The organism is Streptomyces sp. NEAU-W12 (genome assembly GCF_026242095.1).
Taxonomy (GTDB): Bacteria; Actinomycetota; Actinomycetes; order Streptomycetales; family Streptomycetaceae; genus Streptomyces.
This window is the reverse complement of the sequence record NZ_JAPJDM010000012.1, coordinates 101481-119411: the sequence shown is the minus strand read 5'-3', so window position 1 is coordinate 119411 and position 17931 is coordinate 101481. Positions and strand designations below refer to the sequence as shown.

Genomic DNA, 17931 nt, shown 5'->3' with positions numbered 1-17931 from the left:
GGCAGCCCCGGAACGCCGGCCGGACGGCGGGCGGGGGGAGCGGTGAACCGGACCCCGACGGGAACCGGGCCGCCCGCCGAGGCGTTCCACTCATGGTGAACATCCATTCACGGAGGGTGTCTCGGTATGGATCCGATAGCGGTAGGGCTGCTCGCGGCCCTGGCGGGCGGCGCAGGCGGCGAGTTGGGGCGGCAGGCGTGGGCTGGGCTGAGTGCCCTGGTGCGGCAGCCGTTCCGGCGCGGGCGGGACGCGGCGGAGGCCCCTCAGGTCAGTACCGGGGAGCCGGAGCTGGCAGCCCTGGGGCAGGCGCCGGACGACCAGGAGCGCGCACGGGCCCTCAGCGCCGCGCTCGCCGCTCGCACCTCGCTGGACCCCGACTTCGACGCCGGCCTGCGGCAGTGGCACGAAGGGGCGAGGCTGGCCCTCACGGAGGACGGCGGCGTGCGCAACAGCATCAGCGGGGGCAACCAGTACGGGCCTGTGATCCAGGGCCGGGACTTCTCCGGGCTCTCCTTCGGCACGCAGCCTCCGCCGCCGGCCGCCCCTGAGAGCGGAACCCCTGCGGCGCGGGACTGAGCGGCGCTGGGGCCGCCCCGCACGGGGCGGATGCACGCGGGGCGGATGCGCGCGGGGCGGATGCGTGCCGGCCCGGCGTGCCGGCCCGGCGTGCCGGGAGCGATCACCGCCCGGGGAGCACGGAAGTGTGCCGGGCCTGCGCCGCTCAGGGGGAACCGTCGTGATCCGGTGCAGGGTGCTGCTGTGCCCGGGCGGCTTCAAGTCGCTCACGCGACCGGCGGGTGTCCGGTTCCTCCGGCCCGAGTTCCCGCTCCCGCTGGGCGAGCGTGCGCTGGTGCAGCGCGACGGCTTCGGGCACCCGGCCCGCGGCGAGATACGAGTCGGCCAGATTGGACTGGGACCGGAGAGTGTCGCGGTGCTCCGGCCCCAGGACACGCGTGCGGTCCGCGACGCTCTGCTCCTGCGCGGCGATGGCTTCCTCGTAGCGCCGCGCGTCGTGGTGGGTGTTGGCGATGTTGTGCAGGCACCGCAAGGTGTCCGGGTGGTCCGGCCCCAGCACGGCCGTGCGGCGCTCAAGAACCCGCTGGTGCAGATCCAGCGCCTCATTGAGCCGGCCTGCCTGCTTGTAGGTGAGTGCGAGGTTGTGCATCGACCACAGCACGTCGGTGTGATCGTCGCCGAGGGCCGCGGCACGATCGCGCAGGACGGCCTCGTGCTGGACGATGGCCTCGTCGGTTCGTCCCATGGCCTTGCAGGTGATGGCCAGCGCCTCCCGCGTCTGCAGGGTGAGCCGGTGCTCCGGACCGTGCAGCCTCAACCGGGCTTCCAGCGTCGCGGAGTGGACGTCGAACGCCTCCTCGAGGCTGCCGAGAGCGCGGAGCGCCTCGCCAAGACGATGGCGGGAGGCGAGGGTGTCCGCGTGCCCCTCTCCCAGTGCCGTCGTCCGCCGCTCGGCGGCCCGCGCCAGAGACGTACGCGCCTGGCCGGTCCACCCCTGGGCCAGCATGAACGTCCCCACTCCGTGCAGTGCTCCTGCGAGGTCGGCGACCGCTTGCCCCGGCACCTCACCGATCGAGTCGACGAAGGCGTCCAGGGCCTCGGTGTGCGAGATCAGGCCGAGCCAGTGCGGCCAGTCGGCGACCGTCGAGAACGGGTCCTCCGGGAGGGCGGACCTGAGCAGCTCGCAGGCCATGGCCGCTTCTCCGCCGACCGCCGTCATGTCCGACCGGAGCAGCCGCCGCAGGAGTTGGTGGACGCTCACGCTTCCGCGGTCCGCCGTGATCAACGAATAGGCGCGCAGGAGTTCGATGTCGGAGCGGTGGCGCATCGACGTCCGGGATTCCGGCGTCAACAGGCCGAGCGGGATGGTCTCGGGCGCGTAGCAGCAGGCAGTCCTGAGGAGGCGGACGGCGCTCGGCCGTAGCGCAGCGACGGCGTCGACACTCAGGCGAAGGCTTCGCGCCGTGTTGCGGCGGTGTACGTCCGTCCATGCCGGTGAGTCGAGGAGTTCGCCGGGCTCGGCGTCGAGCAGCCACTGGTACCTCTCGTAGGACAGGCCCTGTTCGCGCAGGTAGGCCGAGGCCTGCTGGAGGGCGAGCGGGAGCCCTCCCAGGTCCGCCGCCAGCCGGTGGGCGCCGTCGCCGGCGTCCAGGCCCGTGTGCCCGGAGAGCCACGCCGCGCCGACGGGGGCGGGGAGGGGCTCGACGGTCCTCGCGGCCAGCCCGCACTCCGTCCAGTCCACGTCCCACCGCGTGGTCACGGCCACCGGCCCGCGATCGATCCGGGCCAGCACGACGGCCGCCTCGCTCGGCGTCTCGACACCGTCGAGGACGAGCAGCCAGCCGTCGTGGTGGTGCAGCCAGTCCGTGGCCCAGGCGGCCGCGTCCGCCGGTGTGCGCCAGTGCCGGTGTCCGGGCAGCAGATGATGGGCCAGGGCTGCGAGGCCCCTAGTCACGGCCTCGCCGTCCTGCGCGCTGACCCACCAGGTGACCGGATACCGCCCTCGCAGCGCGCGGGCAGCGTGCAGGGCGAGTTCGGTCTTGCCCACACCGGGCATGCCGACGAGTGCCACGCCGAAGCTGTCGTCCGAGGGCGCCTCAAGCAGCCGGACGACTTCGTTCAGGTCGTCGTCGCGGCCCCACAGCCGACCGGACGGGGCCCGTGGCGGGTTCGCCACCGGCGTGAACGCGTGGACGTCCGACGCCAGCGGCAGTCCCGACGCGTGGAAGTGCGTGTGCACGCCGCCCTTGACCGTGCCGGCTTGGACGACCGGCCCGAAGACGGTCCCCGACAGGTCGTTCCTGGTGACTTCCCGCTCCGTGCCGTCGGCCGCGCCCTCCGCCATGCCTGCCCCCGTTCGTCCCGGATGACAGCGTGGCACAGGCCGGCCCCGGGAGTTGTCCTCATGAGCGGCCCCGGACACCGGCCCGACAAGCGGCCCGAGGGCCCCACCGGCAGGCCGCCGACCGGTCAGCAGGCGGCGAGAAGGCCGGCAAGGACACCGGCCGGGTCGTGCAGCACCCGGGCGCCGTCGGTGACGACACGACGCGTCCCGCGCTCGACGGGATCTGTCTTCGCCCAGGCCGGAGAGCCGATGCCCAGCTCGACTTCCAGGCCGGAGGCCGTGGAACAGCGTCGTTCTGTGATCGGCCCCCACGACTGGGTGCGGACCGGTCCGCCCAGCCCGAGTTCCACGGCCCAGCCGTCCTCGAGGAGATACCGCGACTCATCCGTGCTGAGCAGGACGACGTCGATGTCGGAGTCCGGTCGCGCGGCGTTGCGGGCGCACGATCCCACCAAGAGCAGGCCGACGATGTCTTCACGGCCCCTCGCCCAGCGTGTGATCCGGTCGATGACCTCGCTGATCTCGGCGGCCCTCTCCGGAGAGGGCACGGCTGGAAGATTCACTGACCGACCGTCGTGATGCACCTCGAACGCCCCTCTCCGAACAGCCGGCGCAGCCGTGACCAGCAAGATCTGCCTGCACCACGAGGCACGAGGCGGGACACGCCGCAGGCTCAGGACCAGGCGTCGGCCGCCTTCGCCCTGCGGTCCGAGCGCGTCCCCGAGTTCCTGGCGAGGGAGACGTGCCGGCAGACCGTCACCTGCCCCTGAGGAATGCCGCAGAGTGCGGCGTTGTCCGCCAAGGCGTGCTCCAGACCCGGGGCACCGGTCTCCCGACAAGCCGCGAAGCGTGGGGGGCAGGCCCCGTTGCCGCGTATCCCGGTGCCGCGTGCCCCGTTGCCGTATACCCCGGTGTCGAGCCCGTGCGGCAGACGGTCGTGGGCATCCGTGTCGGGGTCCGCTCACGCGATCCCGGGCTCACCGGCCTGTTCTGCCCGGCGCGGCGCTTCGGCGAGCGGCTTTCGAGACGCGGTCCGGTCCTCGGGTGGAAGGCGGTCGTGGCGTTCGACGGGGCCGACGGTGTTCCGGCGTGTCGCCCAGTTGGGCGAGGGTGGTCAGGCGGATGCCGTCCTCGCGGCACCGCGTCACGTACGTCTCGAAGTGCGGTGCGTCGAAGGCTGCGACGTCCAGTTCGAGCTTCACCCAGGGGACGGTCATGTCGGCTCCACCGTGTCCTTTCCAGCGTGTTCCCCGCGCCTTGCGGCAGGCCCCTCATCCTGCTGTGCGATCGGGCCGGGGAGAAGATCGCCGAGGGCTCCGGCGGAAAATCCGTGCCGGAAGGGGCGAGGAGGGACCAGACTCGTGGCATGGCTGACATGGGGGCGTTCCGGGAGGCGGTCATCGCGTGGGACGCCGAGACGCCCATGCCGCCATCCCGGCCGTATGGTGGTCGACCTTCCCCGCCTCCTTGCGCCAGCACTTCCGCGCCTTCTTCCTGGCCGCCCTCGATCATCCTGTCCCCGTCGAGCCCAACGGCCGGCAGAGTCCAGGCGAGCAGGCCAGCATCGGAACGTTCCCCTACTGGATCATCGACATGCGGGTGATTGCCCGCTGGCTGGCCGACCAGCACTTCGAGAACCTCTCTGACGTTCGGAACGGGGACCTCGACGCCTTCCGAACGTACGTCCTCGACCTTGACCGCACCGATGGCCGGAAAGCTGACCTGATCGGCGCGGTGCGTGTCCTGTGGCTCTTCCACGACCACCTTCCCGATGAAGGCCGGCTCGGCGGCGACTTCCCCTGGCACGGCCGAACCGCCAACGAAGTCGTCGGCGCGGTGGTGAGGAAGCGACGGGAGAACAAGACCCCACGCATCTCGGACGCGACCGTGGAGGCCCTGTTGGCCTCGGCGCTGGTGATGATCGAAGAGATCGGACCCGACATCCGGGACGCCTGGCGCGAATACCAGCAGCTCGAAGCCGGCAAGCATTCCTCACAGACGAAGTACACCGGAACAACGCAGCAGCGGTTCCTCGCCTACATCGAGCACTGCACGGAGAACGGCCTCACTCTGCCAGGTCAGGTGGGTGAGCACGGCCTGGAGCTAGCCGGCAACCACGTCCTTCGGCTCGTCGGCGTCCGCAAGGACCTGCGCAGCGGCCTCACCCCGGGGCACAGGCGCCTCTTCGCCCTCAGCGGTCTACCGTTGAGTCCCGTGGCCGGCATCGGAAAGATCACCGGTCGCGTCAACGGCAGACCCTGGCGACCGACCCCGATCGATGTCAGCGAACTCCCAACCATGGTCCGGCTGCTGAGTGGCGCCTTGTTCACGGCCATCTGCTACCTCTCCGGCATGCGCCCGGGAGAAGTACTCAACCTGCGCCGCGGCTGTCGCAGTCACGACGCCGAGACAGGTGAACTGCAGGTCAACGGACACCGTGGCAAAGGCTTCGACCGTGCACCGGACAGCCCGGACGTCACGGAGCCCTCAAGGCCGTGGGTCGTGGTGGACGCGGTTCACGCGGCCATCGCGCTTGCCGAGAGTCTGCACGACCTTCCACTGCTCTTCCCTTCCAGCCTCGCCTCCGCGCACCATGAGCGTCCGTCCAGTGCCAACGCCCGCAAGGGCACGGCCATGAACGACGACATCCAGGACCTGATCTCCTGGATCAATTCCGAGTTCCGGCGAGCAGACGGCGCCGACGCCATTCCAGCCGACCCCGCTGGCCGCATCAACGCAACTCGCTTCCGCCGCACCCTGGCCCGATTCATCGTCCGCAGACCACGAGGGCTGATCGCGGCCGCACTGCAGTACGGACATGTGGATACGAAAGTAACTCTCAGCTACGCGGGCAACGAGGACCCCTCGTGGCTCCAGGACGTCGCCGTGGAGAGACTCGAATTGATCATCGACCAGATTGAGGAGGACACCCGCCGTCTTGAAGCCGGTGAGCACGTCAGCGGCCCCTCCGCCCAGGATTACCGTGACCGCGTTACGCAATCCGCTCCATTCGCCGGACGCGTCGTGACGGGAGTGCGCAACGCCGAGCGGCTCCTCGAACAAGCCGACCCAGCCGTTCACCACGGCCAGGGCATGACCTGCGTGTGGCGGGCCGCGACAGCCGCCTGCCGAACGGCGAAGCTCGCCCTGGGCCTGCCCGGCGCTGACGCCCCAGATGAAACCGACTGCCGATCAACGTGCGCGAATCTCGCGTACACCGACCGCGACATCACCGAGCTCCAGCAGGAACTCGTCGAGTTGCAAGCTGACGCGGTGGACCTGCTGGCGCCCCAGCCGCGTCGGGACCGGGCTGCCGCCCAAGCCGCTCAGCACCTGACCATCATCGAGCGCCACCACGCCAGTGCGACGGAAGACGAAAGGGGCATGGTTTGACGAATCGACGCGTCCGAGACCGAGAAGCCGAGCGTGCGGCGTTGCGCAATGCTGCGGACCGCCTCCTTGCCGGCACCCCACTGCGGTCGGAATCCGGGAGGCTCACGGCCACCGAGCTGCTGCGCGAGTCCAGCCTGAGACGAGACGTCGCCTACGGCGACCACAGAGACCTCATCGAAGAGTTCCAGGCCCGCGTCAAAGCTCAGAACGCGACGCCAGCTGCCATGCATGAACTCACGGACCGCTACGGCGAGGTGCAAGAGAAGCTGGCGGCCGTCACGAAAAGGCTCGCGAACGAGCAAGCCCTCAGCGCCGCGCTGCGGCGGATCGTGGCCGAGCTCGACTTGGAGCTCGCGCACACCCGGGAGCAACTCGAACAGTCGGGGACCGTCACCCGTCTTCCCGCCGCACGTCGGCGGAACCGGTCCGGGTGAGGGTCCTCTCCAGGAGGGCCAGCACGTGTGCAAAGGCGGCCGTGGGACTGGTGGGCTCGCATGTTGAGGTGTCGCGTATTCCTCGTTGAGGCCGTGCCTGGTGTCACCGTGTGTGGTCGCCGGGGGCGCGGGCCCAGGTGCCTCCGACCTCGGTGACCAGGCGCTCGACGCGCCGTGAGCCGCACTGACACAGATCGTCAACTGATTGATTCTCACGGGGCTGGTCGCTGTCCCGGTCCTGCGTAGGGTTCCAAGAAGGCGTCAGTGCGGCATTTGCGCACTCGATCTGTTGCCGCGCCGAGTGTTCAGGCACATCCACGAGAGAAGGAAACACACCCCCTATGCGCGCCCTTGTGGTCGATCACAGTGAGGCCGGACCCGTCCGGTTCGCCGATGTCGATGAGCCCGTACCGTCCACCGGTGAGGCGTTGGTGGAGATACGGCACATCTGTCTCAACTTCGGAGAGCTGAATTACGTGCACCAGTGGCCGGCCGGCGCTGTGCACGGTCACGACGCGGCCGGCGTCGTGGTGCGCGCCGCATCCGACGGCTCGGGGCCGCCCGAAGGTACGCGCGTCGCCGTGGGAATGGCTCCCCACGCGTGGGCGGAGCGGGTGGCAGTCAGCCCCGCCTCGCTCGGCACCGTCCCCGAGGGCGTGGACCTGGCCGACGCCGCCGCGCTGGGGATCGCCGGGGTCACCGCATTCCGGGTGCTGCGCAAGCGTTCCCTGCTGGCGCGCGACGTGCTGATCACCGGCGCCAGCGGGGGCGTGGGGCACTTCGCCGTCCAGCTGGCGGCGCTGGCGGGCGCCCGGGTGACGGCACTCGTCGGTTCGCCGGAGCGGGCCGCCGGACTCCGTGAACTCGGCGCCGACAGGGTCCTGACCGACTTGGCCGAGACCGGGGACCGGTTCGACCTCGTCCTGGACACGGTCGGCGGGCCGCTGGTGGCCCAGGCGTGGAGTTCCCTCGCCGAGGGCGGCACCATCCACCTGGTCGGTTACTCCTCGGGGCAGGAAACCACGTTCCCGTCAGGGGCCTTGTTCGGCTTCGGTGAGCCCCGCAGCATCGCCACCTACGGCGACATGACGCCGACCGGCGGGGAGCTGACGGACCTGCTGGGCCTCATGGCCGCCGGGAGGCTCTCGGCACCGGTCGGACTGCGAGGCGACTGGCAGGACGTGGGCGACGCCGTCCAGGCGCTGTTCGCGCGGAAGGTGCACGGAAAGGTCGTTCTTGACGTGGCTTGAAGCTGTGGACGAGGACACATGCGCCGTCGGCCGTCGGTGGGCGGTTCGCGGTGGTGGACGAGAATGGACGCCCATGGATGTGCTGGCGGAGGTCTTGCGTGTTTCGGGTGCGCGTGGGGCGCTCGGGGTCATGCTGAAGGCCGGAGGAACCTGGGGCCTGTGGCTGGATTCCTCTCCAGGAGCGGCACTGCACGTGGTGTCCCGCGGCACTATGTGGCTCCACGTCCCAGGCGAGAATCCTCTTCAGGTGCAGGCCGGAGACGCCGTCCTGGTGTCGCCGGGCACCGCACACGGGATAGCCGGCGGCGCCGACGTGACGATGGGCTCCTGCGACCGGGAAGAGGCGGCCCGGGCTTTCGGCGATGGCCGGGCCCTGCGGCTGGGCTCGGCGCCGGTGCAGACGGAAGTGATCGTCCTGCACTACGAGCAGGACCCGGAGGTGCGCACACCGGTGCTCACCTCCCTCGCTCGGCCGATGCACGTCACAGCCCGGGAGAACGCGCAGCTCAGAAGGACCGTCGAACTTCTCGCTGCTGAGCTCGCACAGCCGCAGATCGGCACCACCGCCGCCATCAACAGCATCGTCGACCTTCTGCTCGTCCAGTTCGTACGCGCCTGGCTGGCCCGCCGCCCGCAAGAGCAGTCCGGCTCATGGCTGGGAGCGATGCGTGATCCGGTCGTGCGCGACGCTCTGGCATGTGTCCACGCCCAACCGGAACACCCCTGGACCACGGAGACCCTGGCCGCCGCGACGAGCGTCTCCCGGGCGACGCTGTCCAGGCGTTTCCGGTCCGCCCTCGGACAGACGCCGGGCGCGTACGTGACGCAGTGGCGCATCGACCTGGCGTCCGTCCGGCTCCGCGATACCGATGAGCCGGTCGAGTCGATCTCCGGCGCGGTCGGATACGGCTCTCCGCACGCTTTCAGCCGTGCCTTCAGACGTGCCCGAGGCACGGCCCCGGGCGAGTACCGTTCTCGGCTTCGCAAGTGATCCGGGCTCGGGACAGGTCAGCACCAGTCGGGTGCCGTCCCCCAGTGCCCACATCGGCACGAGGAATACGCGACACCTCAACATGCGAGCCCACCAGTCCCACGGCCGAAAGCAGCCGACACCTCGTTGCCCGACAACGCACTTGCCTAATGAACGCCCGCAACCCGCAGGAAGCCTGCGCCTACGCGGAACAGGCCCTCGACCAGCTCGCCTTCACCTGGTATGCGACCGGCATGGAACGCGTCCGCGAAGTCCGTCGCACGCTCGCCCCGTGGCAGAACGAGCGGTACGTACGGAACCTCGACGACCGTCTCTACGACTGGGGCACGACCGTCAGCGCTCTCCAGCGTTGAACTTCGCTATCTCCTGCCGAAGTTCGGCCAGTGAGTCGATCCGCATCGTCGTGATCGCGTCCGCGTCCGCGTCGTGCTGCTGGATGGTGCCCCACGGCCCGCGCCGGATCAGTGCTGTCAGGAGGCCGGCCTGCACGGCGGGCCGGATGTCGTTGTCGAGCCGGTCGCCCACATACAGGATCTCGCCCGGCGCGGCCGGCGCGGCCTCGATGACATGCTCGAAGAACGCCACGTCAGGCTTCGACACACCCCAGTCGTCACTTGTGGCGATCAGGTCGGAAGGCAGGTCGAGGCCGCGCAGCAGCCCGCCGGCGCGTACGGTCTGATTCCCGGCAACGCCCACCCAGAGCCCGGCCTCCCGCAACGCCGTCAGCGCCGGGCGCACGTCCGGGTACAGATCGTCTTCCCCGAACCACTCGGGCTTGCCCGCCGCGGCCCGCTTCTCCCGCTCCTCGGTCAGGTCGAAGCCCGGCCGGAACACCTGGAAGGTCTCACGGTAGTCCCGCCCCTGTGCGATGACCGCTCCGAACATGGCCGCGAAGGTGTGCCGAGGCACCCCCAGCCAGTCCGCCCAGGTCCCGTACTCACGGGTCTCGTCCACCAGGCACTCACCGACGTCGAACACCACTGCGCGAATCATGGGCGGCAGCGTAGAACACGGGCTGAACACTCACGCTCGCCCCCTCTCACGAGTCCTCTCGGCTTCTGATGCGCCGCTGGCCTCGGTGGTTGACCTGCGGCGTGAGGTAACCGGCATCGAAACCGACCCAGTTGCCTGAAAACATCCGGATCTCCGGCTCGCACGCGGGTACGCGGGCGCGAGCGCGCGATGAAATCTCCACACCCCTCCCTGTCCGCAGAGCGGACCGCGTCGCGGTGATTCACGTCGCAGCGGGGCCGGACGGCCGCGCACAGCACGTCATCCGGGCCGATGCGAGCGTGAAGTCCCCGTCGGAGGGCGATCGACACCGAGGGCCCCGGGGGCGGGCGTCGCAACCCGCCCCCGGGGGCCGTGGTCAGGGGATGGTCAGGCGATGGCCAGGCGTACCTGGGCGGAGCCCGTCCCGGCGAAGGTGAAGGAGAACTGCTTCCGGACGCCGGAGCCGCAGGCGGACTTGGTGCGGTAGGCGCCGTTGCCGGCGTTGATGCGGACCACGGCGCACTTGCCGTCCATCCGGGTGTCCTCGAGCCAGCCGTACACCTTCACGCCGCCGCCCGAGCAGCTCAGGGTCCAGCCGGCCTTCGCCCCGCTGATCACCGGGGAGGCGGAGGACGGGCAGGTGGCCGCGCTCGCCGGGCCGGCGGCCCCGACGGCCAGCCCCCCGGCGAGGACGACGGTGGACACGAGGGAGGCGAGGGTGTTGCGGACAGCAGACATGGATGACCCCTTCGGGTGGAGTGCTGACAGGAAGCGGACCGGCGGGAGGCCCTGGACGTGCTGCCCGCCGACGGGGCGGGCTGTCCGGGAGCGCCGGTCGCAGAACCAGCATCACCGGCGGGGCCGGGTGGGAGAAGACGTTTCCGACCACGTGCCGAGGCACATCGATGCACTCTGCCTGACGACGCCTTGACCTGCCGTTATGCCCTCATGCAGGAGGGCTGCACTGCATGTGACGCATGTGCGGCGTGTGCGGCATGGCCGGGGCGGTCGGGCACCGCGTGTGCCGCTCTTCACGCGGACGCGGACGCGGACACGGAGGGCAGTGGGCTCGTGGGCCTCTGGTACGCCGGGGCTCCGGCGGGTGGGAGCTGCGCCACCAGCAGGGCCAGCCAGGTGTCCACGTCCACCCCGCCGGTCACGGGCAGGTCCTGCGTGCTCTGGAAGAACCTCAGGTCCTCGGCGGTCACCGCGGTGAACTCTCCCGACACCACCGTGCCGCCCTGGCCCACGTTGTTCAGAAGCTCCTGGGCGGCCCGCACCTCGTAGGTCCCGGACCCGGGCTTGACGTCCTTCACCAGTTCCGGCCAGGTGTGCTTGCCGACCTTGCCGTCGGGCGACAGGCCCCTCTTCCGTTGGAAGGCCATGACGGCGTCCCGGGTGTCCTCCCCGAAGAAGCCGTCCGCCCTCACCTCGTGGCCGTGCGCGTTCAGCAGGTTCTGCAGGGCCCGGGCACGGGTGAACTGGTCCTGCTCGCCCATGACCAGCAGCGGCCACTGGGACGGCGTCCCACTCCCGGCCACGGCGCCCCCGCCACCGGCCGGACCGTCCGCCGTGACGGCCCTGTGGTCCTGGACGGCGAGGCGTTCGTGCACGAGCACTCCGGCGGCGAACGACAGGACCACCGCGGCCCACACCAGGACGTGCAGGTGCCACCGGAGGCGCGGGCCGCCGGCACCGCTGCCGCGCCCGCCCGTTCCGTGCGCGGCAGCGGTGCCGGCGGGGGCCCCGTCCCCTGGCCCGGGGGCGGCGACGGAGTCGGCGGTCGCACGGGACCCGACGGGCTCATGGGGGCCTGCGGGCTGAGGGGGGCCGACGGGCTGACGGGGGCCTGCGGTCGCACCGGGTCCGTCCGTGGGGTCGGCCGGGGCGGTGGGTTCGCCTACGGCGTCGACGGCACGGTGGCGGCTGTTCTCCCGCAGCGCCGCCCGGCACAGCACCCTTGCCCGGTCCAGCTCCACCACCGGAGCGCGCAGGTGGGCGTGCAGCGCCTCGACCACCCTCAAAGGGGCGGTCGACGTGTGCTTCGGATTCAGGTAGCGCGAGAGCGTCGTCTGGTCGACGCCCAGACGCGCGGCCAGCGCCTGCTGTGTCGGCCGCGTGCCGCCGGACGGACTTCCGGCCTCCTCCCACCAGCGTCGGAGCAGTCGCGCCAACCGCACCCCGGCCCCTTGCTCCTGGCCCTCGCCCTCGCCCTCGCCCCGACCCCCTTGTTCCCACGCCATGTACGTGTCTCTCCCGTCGTCCCGTGGAACAGCGGGCCCTCCACACCGCCCGCATCACGGCATAACGACATAACGACAGGTCAGGCACGCGCATCACGGTCGGCTCCGGAGGCATCGGCCTGAGCGGCGCGGATCGCGACCATGCGAGTCACGTCCGTGCGGATCACGACCGTGCGGATCACGACCGTGCGGATCACGACCGTGCGGCCGCGGCGTCCGGCGCGGCCGTCGGCCGGGCCGGACGCGCCGCTCCGTGCGGCCACGGACGCACTGCTCGACGGGGCGCACCTCCGCCCGGTTCCCCGTGGGCCGTAGGCCCACGCCTCGCGCGGAGCCCTCGCCGGCCGCCCTGCCCTGCCCTGCCCTGCCCTGCCCGCCGGTGGCCCTACCCCCCGATCGCCTGCGACACCGTGTGGATCGCCAGGCCCGCCAGGGAGCCGACGACCGTGCCGTTGATGCGGATGAACTGGAGGTCGCGGCCGATGTTGGCCTCGATCTTCTTCGTCGTGTGCTCGGCGTCCCAGCCCGCCACGGTGTCCGTGATCAGGGAGGTGATCTCCCCCCGGTAGGTGGTGACGACGTACACCGCGGCGCTCTCCAGCCAGCCGTCGACCTTGCCCTGCAGCCTGGTGTCGGCGGACATGCGCGCCCCCAGCGACAGCAGCGAGGCGCGTACGCGCAGCCGCAGCTCGCTCCGCTCGTCCTCCGCGGCGGAGACGATCATGGATCGTACGGCGGTCCAGGCGGAGGCGATCAGGTCCTGGACCTCGTCGCGGTCGAGGATCTCGCCCTTGAGCCGTTCGATCCGGGCGCGGGTCTCGGTGTCGGACTGGAGGTCGGAGGCGAAGTCGGTGAGGAAGCGGTCGAGGGCGCCGCGCGCGGGGTGGGCGGGCATGTCGCGCATCTCGGTGACGAAGCGCAGCAGTTCCTTGTAGACGCGGTCGCCGACCTTGCGGTCCACGAATTTCGGGGTCCAGCCGGGGGCGCCGCCCTGCACGGCGTTCATCACGGAGTCGCCGTGCAGCACGAGCCAGTCGTGGGCGCGGGTGACGATGACGTCGACGGCCTTCTTGTGGCCGCCGTCGGCGACGATCTTCTCCAGCATCTTGCCCATGCCGGGCGCGATCTCCTGGGCGTCCGCGCGGCGCGTGATCGCCTCGCCGACCACCGCCTGGACGTCGGAGTCGCGCAGGACGGTCAGCGCGCCGCGCAGGGCGGCCGACAGCTCGGCGGTGACCCGGTCGGCGTGCTCGGGCACCGCCAGCCAGGCGCCGAGCCGGCTGCCGATGCCGACGGAGCGCAGCCGCTCGCGGACGACGTCCCCGGAGAGGAAGTTCTCGCCGACGAAGTCACCCAGGGAGACGCCGAGCTGGTCCTTCTTGGTGGGGATGATCGCGGTGTGCGGGATGCGCAGGCCCAGGGGGTGGCGGAACAGGGCGGTCACGGCGAACCAGTCGGCGAGCGCGCCGACCATGCCCGCCTCGGCCGCCGCGGCGACGTAGCCCGCCCAGGCGCCGGCGCCCGCGTGGGACGCCCACTCGGCGAGGACGTACACCAGGGCGACGAACAGCAGCAGCCCGGTGGCGATGAGCTTCATCCGGCGCACTCCGCGCCGCTTCTCCTCGTCCGCCGGGCTGAACGTCGTCATCGCGCGGTGCGGGACGGCACCGGGGCGGGAGCGGGCCTCCGTGCGTCCGCCCCCGGCGGACGGGGTGTCCGCGTCGCCGGTGCCTTCGGCGGAGGCCGTGTCCGTGGTGGCGCGCGGGGTTTCCGGGGCGCCCGTGGCACCCGGGCCGTCCGTGCTGCCCGGGGTGTCGGTGCCGCTCACCTCTCCCCTCCGCCCGGTCCGCTCGATCGGTTCCATCTGTTCCGCCCCGCTCCGTCCGCTCCGCCTGTCCGGTGATCCTTCACACATTGTCCCTTCCCGACCGACTCCCGGAACGGAACAGGAGTTCCCGGCGTCTGTCCCCCGGGCGGCCCGACCGTTACCCGAGAGTGCCCCGAGAACACCCCGACGAACGCTCCGACCAGGGGTTCAAAGGGGGCCCCGCCCGGGCTTCAGGGAGAACTCAGGGAAAAATCAGGGGGATCCAGCAGAAGGGTGCCCAGGGTGGGCCTCCGGGGAACGCCAGGGAGATGCCGGGGAGATGCCGGGGAGATGCCGGGGTACCCCGGCGGAGCCCTGGCGGTTTCCTGGTGAGGCCCTGTCGGGCCGTCACCCGTCCATGACGCATCATGGGCTCATCCGTACGGAGCTTCGGGCTCCGATCGTCCGAGGAGAACAGAAACAGCATGACCGGGGGACGTGACGGGGGCGCGGGAGCGTCTCCCACGAAGTACCGCGCCCTGCTCGCCGCGGTGATCGCCGCGATCGTGGCAGTGTCCGCCGCCCTGTACGTCGGGGTGTCCGGGCCGGCGTCCGGCCTGTACGGCGACGGCACGAGGGACCGTGACACCCTCGCCGGCGGCCGCGACGGCCGCCAGAACCCGGCCGCACCGGCCTCCACCGGCACCTGGGTCTCCTCCTGGGCGGCCTCCCCGGTCGGCGGCGAGCCCGGCACCGAGATGACCGGCCTCGCGGACCGCTCGCTGCGCAACGTCGTGCACACCAGCGTCGGCGGCACCGCCGCCCGGATCACCCTGTCCAACCTCTACGGACAGGCCCCGCTCACCATCAGCCACGCCTCGATCGCCCTGTCCGCGGGCCGGGGCGGCGCGGCGGCACTCGCCGACACGATGCGGCAGGTCACCTTCCGCGGCCAGACCGCCGTCGTCGTCCCGCCCGGCGGCCAGGTGGTGAGCGACGCCGTACGCATCACCGTCCCGTCCGACGGGGACGTGCTGGTCACCACGTACTCCCCCACCGGCTCCGGGCCGGTCACCCGCCACACGTACGCGCGCCAGACCTCGTACGCCGCCGTCGGCGAGCACACCCGGGACACGGCGGGCACCGTGTACACGGAGGAGAGCGCCTACTGGCGCTACCTGACCGCGCTGGACGTGCTGAGCAAGGACGCGCAGGGCACCGTGGTCGCCCTCGGCGACTCGCTCACCGACGGCAGCACCTCCACCACCGGCGCCAACAACCGCTGGCCGGACATCCTGTCCGACCGGCTGCGCGAAGCGGCCGCGGCCGGCCGGGACGTACCGCGCTACAGCGTCGTCAACGGAGGCATCAGCGGCAACCGGGTCCTCGCCGACGGCCTCGGCCGCCCCGCGGAGAACACCAGCGCCCTGAACCGCTTCGACCGCGACGTCCTCGGCCGTACGAACGTCAAGGCCGTCGTCGTCCTCCTCGGCGTCAACGACATCCTGCGCGACCCGGACCTCGCCGACCCGGACGCGGTCGTCGGCGGGCTCGAGACACTCGTGGACCGCGCCCACGCCCGCGGGCTGAAGGTCGTCGGCTCGACCCTGATGCCGTTCGGCGGCCACCGCGGCCACACCGACGCGCGCGAGGGCGTACGGCAGGAGATCAACGCGGAGATCCGCGCGGGGCACGTCTTCGACGCCGTCGTCGACTTCGACCGGGCCCTGCGCGACCCGTACGACCCGCGCCGGCTGCGCCCCGTCTACGACTCGGGCGACCACCTGCACCCGAGCGACCGGGGGTACACCCGGATGGCCGAGGTCTTCGACCTGGACGACCTGTCGGGCGGGGCCCCGGCGCAGTTGTAGGGGGCGGCCGGCCGCTCCCCGGCCCGGCCCCCCCTCCGCCCTGCTCTGCTCCGGTCGCGTCAGCGGTCCCGGTCGCGGCGGCGGTCGCCCTGCTCCTCGGCCCGGCGGCCGTGCAGGGAGTCGAAACCGAGGGAACCGTGGCCCAGGCCGCCGTGGCCGAAGCCGGGGGAGGCCTGGCCGGACGAGGAGGCGCCCAGTTCGCGGCGGTCGGCGTCGTCGCCCGCCGGCTTCCCGCGGCCGTTCGCCTTGCGCTCCAGCTTCTCGCGGCGGCGCTCCTCCCGGAGCCGCTGCTTCTCCGCCCGGGGCAGCTTGCGCTCGACGCCGACGCCGCCCCAGAAGGCGAAGCCCGAGAGGACCACGCGCGGGGCGCCCGGGTCGCCCGGCACGCCCTCCTCACGGTGGTCGAAGCCGCCCATGATGCCGATGCCGCGGACGACGACCTCGACACCCGGCGGGACGATGACATTGACGCCGCCCATGATCGCGACCGCGTTGATCACGATCTCGCGGTCCGCGAAGTCCGCCTCGCGCAGATCGATCTCGCCGCCGCCCCAGAAGGCGAAGCAGTTGAACCTCCGCGGCGCCGTCCACCGGCCCTTGCGCTGGAACCCCGACATCACGGCGACGGCCCACGTCGACGGCGCGTCACCGCCGACGCCCACCCGGCTCGCCCAGCCGCCGCCCGGCTCGGGGGACTTGGCCAGGTCGACGACGGGGGCGGAGACCCCGGGGGCGGGCAGGTCGCGGGTGATCGGCTCGAGTTCCCGGTAGGTCCGCGCCTTGTACGTCGCGTCCAGCCGCTCCTCGAACTCCTCCATGTCCAGACGCCCCTCGGCGACGGCGTCCCGCAGAACGGCGGCGACCCGCTCGCGGTCGGCATCGGAGGCGCGGAGGTCCGGGACTGCGTCGTCGGTCATACACGGCAGCCTACGAGGTCCCCCGGCCGAGGGCTACGAGACCACCCGCCCTGCGCCCTCGTCCCGGGCGTCGGGCGAGGTGCCCCCGAGGGCCTCCTCCGCCTGGCGCCCCCGGTCCGCCTGATGCCCCCGGTCCGCCCGCTCCGCGTACATCTTCGCGATCACGGCCTCGATGTCCGGCTCCCGCACCGAAAGGTCCACCAACGGGTACTCCGCCGCGATCCGCGCCACCAGCGGGGCCGCCGACTGCGCCGCCGGGAACGCCAGCCACTGCCTCGGCCCCTCCACCCGCACCACCCGCGCGGGCGCCGGCACGTCGATCGGCGGCACCTCCCGTTCCAGGTCCACCACCAGCGTCCGTTCGCTCTCCCCCGCCCGGTGCAGGCCGGCGAGCGCACCGTCGTACACCAGGCGGCCGTGGTCGATGACCATCACCCGCGAGCACAGCTGCTCGATGTCCTGCAGGTCGTGCGTGGTCAGCAGCACCGTCGTCGCCCGCTCGGCGTTCAGCTCCCGCAGGAAGTCCCGCACCTTGGTCTTGGAGACGACGTCCAGGCCGATGGTCGGCTCGTCCAGGTACAGCACCTCCGGGTCGTGCAGCAGCGCCGCCGCGATGTCGCCGCGCATCCGCTGCCCCAGGGAGAGCTGCCGTACCGGGGTGTCCAGCAGGTCGCCCAGGTCGAGGAGTTCGACGAGCCGGTCCAGGTTCGCGCGGTAACGGGCGTCGGGAATCCGGTACATGCGGTGCATCAGCCGGTACGAGTCGAGCAGCGGAAGATCCCACCACAGCGTCGTCCGCTGCCCGAACACCACCCCGATGCGGTGCGCCAGCCGCATCCGCTCCCGGGTGGGGTCGATGCCGGCCACCCGCAGCCGGCCGCCGCTCGGGGTGAGGATCCCGGTCAGCATCTTGATCGTGGTCGACTTGCCCGCGCCGTTCGGCCCGATGTAGCCGACCATCTCACCGCGGGCCACGGAGAACGAGAGCGAGTCCACGGCCCGCACCCTCCGCCGCTCCCGCTTCATGAACCCGGTCTTCTTCCGCACGTCGAAGACCTTCTCGACCCGGTCGAGAAGGATGAACTCCCGGTCCTCACGGCTCCCGCCGCCGTCCTCACGGCCTCCGCCACCACCGGCCCGGCGGCCTCCGCCACCGCCGTCACGGCTCCCGT

17 protein-coding genes and 1 pseudogene are annotated in these 17931 nt (G+C 71.7%); 7 read left to right on the top strand and 11 right to left on the bottom strand.

What is annotated here, in order from left to right:
- Positions 1-126: 126 nt before the first annotated feature.
- Positions 127-576 carry a hypothetical protein gene (locus ORI94_RS17110; protein WP_266076208.1) on the top strand — a complete coding sequence of 150 codons (450 nt, stop codon included), beginning with the start codon at positions 127-129 and terminating at the stop codon, positions 574-576.
- 145 nt (positions 577-721) lie between these two features.
- Here the strand turns inward: ORI94_RS17110 and fxsT are convergent, their stop codons facing one another.
- From fxsT to ORI94_RS17090, 4 genes are all read right to left on the bottom strand, one after another.
- The gene (gene fxsT / locus ORI94_RS17105) at positions 722-2860 is read right to left on the bottom strand and encodes an FxSxx-COOH system tetratricopeptide repeat protein (protein WP_266076206.1); all 2139 of its coding nucleotides are present in this window, start codon (positions 2858-2860) and stop codon (positions 722-724) included.
- A gap of 125 nt (positions 2861-2985) precedes the next feature.
- Positions 2986-3423: a nucleotidyltransferase domain-containing protein gene (locus ORI94_RS17100; RefSeq protein ID WP_266076204.1), complete on the bottom strand. Its 438-nt coding sequence runs from the start codon at positions 3421-3423 to the stop codon at positions 2986-2988.
- 110 nt (positions 3424-3533) lie between these two features.
- A complete protein-coding gene (locus ORI94_RS17095) occupies positions 3534-3662 on the bottom strand; it encodes a hypothetical protein (protein ID WP_266076202.1) in 129 nt (42 codons plus the stop codon).
- Positions 3663-3837: 175 nt separating this feature from the next.
- The gene (locus tag ORI94_RS17090; RefSeq protein WP_266076200.1) at positions 3838-4077 is read right to left on the bottom strand and encodes a hypothetical protein; all 240 of its coding nucleotides are present in this window, start codon (positions 4075-4077) and stop codon (positions 3838-3840) included.
- A 187-nt stretch (positions 4078-4264) separates the two neighbouring features.
- Here ORI94_RS17090 and ORI94_RS17085 point away from each other — a divergent pair, with 187 nt between their 5' ends.
- The 5 genes and pseudogenes from ORI94_RS17085 to ORI94_RS17065 all read left to right on the top strand — a co-directional run.
- Complete coding sequence (locus tag ORI94_RS17085) at positions 4265-6253, top strand: integrase (RefSeq protein WP_266076199.1); 1989 nt, start codon at positions 4265-4267, stop codon at positions 6251-6253.
- A complete protein-coding gene (locus ORI94_RS17080; RefSeq protein ID WP_266076197.1) occupies positions 6250-6687 on the top strand; it encodes a hypothetical protein in 438 nt (145 codons plus the stop codon). Before ORI94_RS17085 ends, ORI94_RS17080 begins: the two co-directional genes overlap by 4 nt.
- A gap of 341 nt (positions 6688-7028) precedes the next feature.
- Positions 7029-7937: a zinc-binding dehydrogenase gene (locus ORI94_RS17075; RefSeq protein ID WP_266076195.1), complete on the top strand. Its 909-nt coding sequence runs from the start codon at positions 7029-7031 to the stop codon at positions 7935-7937.
- 73 nt (positions 7938-8010) lie between these two features.
- Positions 8011-8928 (top strand): AraC family transcriptional regulator, encoded by a 918-nt coding sequence (locus tag ORI94_RS17070; RefSeq protein ID WP_266076193.1) that lies wholly within the window; start codon positions 8011-8013, stop codon positions 8926-8928.
- A 155-nt stretch (positions 8929-9083) separates the two neighbouring features.
- Positions 9084-9281 (top strand): annotated as a pseudogene (locus ORI94_RS17065) (transcriptional regulator); the annotation flags it as partial.
- On the opposite strand, the gene ORI94_RS17060 reads toward ORI94_RS17065, so the two are convergent.
- The 5 genes from ORI94_RS17060 to ORI94_RS17040 all read right to left on the bottom strand — a co-directional run bounded on the left by ORI94_RS17060 (position 9262) and on the right by ORI94_RS17040 (position 14028).
- The gene (locus ORI94_RS17060) at positions 9262-9921 is read right to left on the bottom strand and encodes an HAD family hydrolase (protein WP_266076191.1); all 660 of its coding nucleotides are present in this window, start codon (positions 9919-9921) and stop codon (positions 9262-9264) included. The pseudogene ORI94_RS17065 and the gene ORI94_RS17060 sit on opposite strands and share 20 nt — an antisense overlap.
- 387 nt (positions 9922-10308) lie before the next feature.
- Complete coding sequence (locus ORI94_RS17055) at positions 10309-10659, bottom strand: hypothetical protein (protein ID WP_266076189.1); 351 nt, start codon at positions 10657-10659, stop codon at positions 10309-10311.
- 293 nt (positions 10660-10952) lie between these two features.
- Positions 10953-12164: a peptidoglycan-binding protein gene (locus tag ORI94_RS17050; protein WP_266076187.1), complete on the bottom strand. Its 1212-nt coding sequence runs from the start codon at positions 12162-12164 to the stop codon at positions 10953-10955.
- An 80-nt stretch (positions 12165-12244) separates the two neighbouring features.
- On the bottom strand, positions 12245-12427 hold the full coding sequence (locus tag ORI94_RS17045) for a hypothetical protein (protein ID WP_266076185.1): 183 nt from the start codon (positions 12425-12427) through the stop codon (positions 12245-12247).
- Positions 12428-12549: 122 nt separating this feature from the next.
- Positions 12550-14028, bottom strand: coding sequence for a DUF445 domain-containing protein (locus tag ORI94_RS17040; RefSeq protein ID WP_266076183.1), 1479 nt, complete (start codon positions 14026-14028; stop codon positions 12550-12552).
- A gap of 428 nt (positions 14029-14456) precedes the next feature.
- On the opposite strand from ORI94_RS17040, the gene ORI94_RS17035 reads away from it, so the two are divergent.
- Entirely contained in the window at positions 14457-15842 is a 1386-nt protein-coding gene (locus tag ORI94_RS17035; protein WP_266076181.1) for an SGNH/GDSL hydrolase family protein, read from the top strand.
- Positions 15843-15901: 59 nt separating this feature from the next.
- Here ORI94_RS17035 and ORI94_RS17030 read toward each other — a convergent pair whose 3' ends face one another.
- On the bottom strand, positions 15902-16759 hold the full coding sequence (locus tag ORI94_RS17030) for a DUF1707 SHOCT-like domain-containing protein (RefSeq protein ID WP_266076179.1): 858 nt from the start codon (positions 16757-16759) through the stop codon (positions 15902-15904).
- A 33-nt stretch (positions 16760-16792) separates the two neighbouring features.
- Positions 16793-17839, bottom strand: a complete 1047-nt coding sequence (locus ORI94_RS17025) for an ABC transporter ATP-binding protein (RefSeq protein WP_266076497.1) — start codon at positions 17837-17839, stop codon at positions 16793-16795.
- Positions 17840-17931: the final 92 nt, after the last annotated feature.

What these genes read in the sequence shown, in the direction of transcription:
- ORI94_RS17090 (WP_266076200.1), bottom strand. Translation starts at nt 4,077, where the DNA reads ATGACCGTCCCCTGGGTGAAGCTCGAACTGGACGTCGCAGCCTTCGAC.
- ORI94_RS17030 (WP_266076179.1), bottom strand. Translation starts at nt 16,759, where the DNA reads ATGACCGACGACGCAGTCCCGGACCTCCGCGCCTCCGATGCCGACCGC.
- ORI94_RS17040 (WP_266076183.1), bottom strand. Translation starts at nt 14,028, where the DNA reads ATGGAACCGATCGAGCGGACCGGGCGGAGGGGAGAGGTGAGCGGCACC.
- ORI94_RS17050 (WP_266076187.1), bottom strand. Translation starts at nt 12,164, where the DNA reads ATGGCGTGGGAACAAGGGGGTCGGGGCGAGGGCGAGGGCGAGGGCCAG.
- ORI94_RS17110 (WP_266076208.1), top strand. Translation starts at nt 127, where the DNA reads ATGGATCCGATAGCGGTAGGGCTGCTCGCGGCCCTGGCGGGCGGCGCA.
- ORI94_RS17070 (WP_266076193.1), top strand. Translation starts at nt 8,011, where the DNA reads ATGGATGTGCTGGCGGAGGTCTTGCGTGTTTCGGGTGCGCGTGGGGCG.
- ORI94_RS17055 (WP_266076189.1), bottom strand. Translation starts at nt 10,659, where the DNA reads ATGTCTGCTGTCCGCAACACCCTCGCCTCCCTCGTGTCCACCGTCGTC.
- ORI94_RS17060 (WP_266076191.1), bottom strand. Translation starts at nt 9,921, where the DNA reads ATGATTCGCGCAGTGGTGTTCGACGTCGGTGAGTGCCTGGTGGACGAG.
- fxsT (WP_266076206.1), bottom strand. Translation starts at nt 2,860, where the DNA reads ATGGCGGAGGGCGCGGCCGACGGCACGGAGCGGGAAGTCACCAGGAAC.
- ORI94_RS17075 (WP_266076195.1), top strand. Translation starts at nt 7,029, where the DNA reads ATGCGCGCCCTTGTGGTCGATCACAGTGAGGCCGGACCCGTCCGGTTC.
- ORI94_RS17035 (WP_266076181.1), top strand. Translation starts at nt 14,457, where the DNA reads ATGACCGGGGGACGTGACGGGGGCGCGGGAGCGTCTCCCACGAAGTAC.